Origin of the sequence: Streptococcus sanguinis (genome assembly GCF_019929225.1) — a bacterium.
Lineage (GTDB): Bacteria > Bacillota > Bacilli > Lactobacillales > Streptococcaceae > Streptococcus > Streptococcus sanguinis_J.
Genome location: NZ_JAHZPA010000014.1, coordinates 1 through 2,500 on the forward strand (window position 1 = coordinate 1; position 2,500 = coordinate 2,500).

The 2,500-nt window shown below is 49.9% G+C and carries 1 rRNA gene; it reads right to left on the reverse strand.

Features of this window, described 5'->3' with window-relative positions:
- A 23S ribosomal RNA gene (locus K1I80_RS11860) occupies positions 1-2,434 on the reverse strand; the annotation flags it as partial.
- Positions 2,435-2,500 lie beyond the last annotated feature (66 nt).

The following is a 2,500-nucleotide window of genomic DNA, read 5'->3' on the forward strand; positions in this document are numbered from 1 at the left end:
TTATCCGTTGAGCGATGGCCCTTCCATRCGGAACCACCGGATCACTAAGCCCGACTTTCGTCCCTGCTCGAGTTGTAGCTCTCGCAGTCAAGCTCCCTTATACCTTTACACTCTGCGACTGATTTCCAACCAGTCTGAGGGAACCTTTGGGCGCCTCCGTTACCTTTTAGGAGGCGACCGCCCCAGTCAAACTGCCCGTCAGACACTGTCTCCGTAGATGATAAACCTACCGGGTTAGAGTGGCCATAACACAAGGGTAGTATCCCAACAACGCCTCCATCGAAACTGGCGTCCCGATYTCKTAGGCTCCTACCTATCCTGTACATGTGGCACAGACACTCAATATCAAACTGCAGTAAAGCTCCATGGGGTCTTTCCGTCCTGTCGCGGGTAACCTGCATCTTCACAGGTACTAAAATTTCACCGAGTCTCTCGTTGAGACAGTGCCCAAATCATTACGCCTTTCGTGCGGGTCGGAACTTACCCGACAAGGAATTTCGCTACCTTAGGACCGTTATAGTTACGGCCGCCGTTTACTGGGGCTTCAATTCATACCTTCGCGTTACCGCTAAGCACTCCTCTTAACCTTCCAGCACCGGGCAGGCGTCACCCCCTATACATCATCTTACGATTTAGCAGAGAGCTGTGTTTTTGATAAACAGTTGCTTGGGCCTATTCACTGCGGCTGACWAAAGTCAGCACCCCTTCTCCCGAAGTTACGGGGTCATTTTGCCGAGTTCCTTAACGAGAGTTCTCTCGCTCACCTGAGGCTACTCGCCTCGACTACCTGTGTCGGTTTGCGGTACGGGTAGAGTATGATACAACGCTAGAAGCTTTTCTTGGCAGTGTGACATCACTCACTCGCTACTAAACTTCGCTCCCCATCACAGCTCAACGTTAKAGGTATAAGCATTTGACTCATACCACGCCTCACTGCTTAGACGTACATCCATTCGTACGCACGAGTTAGCCTACTGCGTCCCTCCATCACTTCATACTCTAGTACAGGAATCTCAACCTGTTGGCCATCGGATACACCTTTCGGTCTCTCCTTAGGTCCCGACTAACCCAGGGCGGACGAGCCTTCCCCTGGAAACCTTAGTCTTACGGTGGACAGGATTCTCACCTGTCTTGCGCTACTCATACCGGCATTCTCACTTCTATGCGTTCCAGCGCTCCTCACGGTACACCTTCTCCACACATAGAACGCTCTCCTACCATACCTATAAAAGGTATCCACAGCTTCGGTAAATTGTTTTAGCCCCGGTACATTTTCGGCGCAGGGTCACTCGACTAGTGAGCTATTACGCACTCTTTGAATGAATAGCTGCTTCTAAGCTAACATCCTAGTTGTCTGTGCAACCCCACATCCTTTTCCACTTAACAATTATTTTGGGACCTTAGCTGGTGGTCTGGGCTGTTTCCCTTTCGACTACGGATCTTAGCACTCGCAGTCTGACTGCCGACCATAATTCATTGGCATTCGGAGTTTATCTGAGATTGGTAATCCGGGATGGACCCCTCACCCAAACAGTGCTCTACCTCCAAGAATCTTCATGTCGACGCTAGCCCTAAAGCTATTTCGGAGAGAACCAGCTATCTCCAAGTTCGTTTGGAATTTCTCCGCTACCCACAAGTCATCCAAGCACTTTTCAACGTGCCCTGGTTCGGTCCTCCAGTGCGTTTTACCGCACCTTCAACCTGCTCATGGGTAGGTCACATGGTTTCGGGTCTACATCATGATACTAAARCGCCCTATTCAGACTCGGTTTCCCTACGGCTCCGTCTCTTCAACTTAACCTCGCATCATAACGTAACTCGCCGGTTCATTCTACAAAAGGCACGCTCTCACCCATGAACGGGCTCGAACTTGTTGTAGGCACACGGTTTCAGGTTCTATTTCACTCCCCTCCCGGGGTGCTTTTCACCTTTCCCTCACGGTACTGGTTCACTATCGGTCACTAGGGAGTATTTAGGGTTGGGAGATGGTCCTCCCAGATTCCGACGGGATTTCACGTGTCCCGCCGTACTCAGGATACTGCTAGGTACAGAATCTATTTAAAATACGAGGCTCTTACTCTCTYTGGCTGACTTTCCCAAGTCATTCTTCTATAAATTCTGAGTCCACATTGCAGTCCTACAACCCCGAAGAGTAAACTCTTCGGTTTGCCCTCCTGCCTCTTCGCTCGCCGCTACTAAGGCAATCGCTTTTGCTTTCTCTTCCTGCAGCTACTTAGATGTTTCAGTTCACTGCGTCTTCCTCCTCATTCCCTTAACAGAAATGGGTAACAGGCATCAACCTGTTGGGTTCCCCCATTCGGACAYCCCCGGATCGAAGCTTACTTACAGCTCCCCGAGGCATTTCGTCGTTTGTCACGTCCTTCWTCGGCTCCTAGTGCCAAGGCATCCACCGTGCGCCCTTACTAACTTAACCTTATTTTTGACCTTTCAGTCTTAAACTCATTAATATTCACAGCGTTTTCGGTTTATTTTCTTGTTA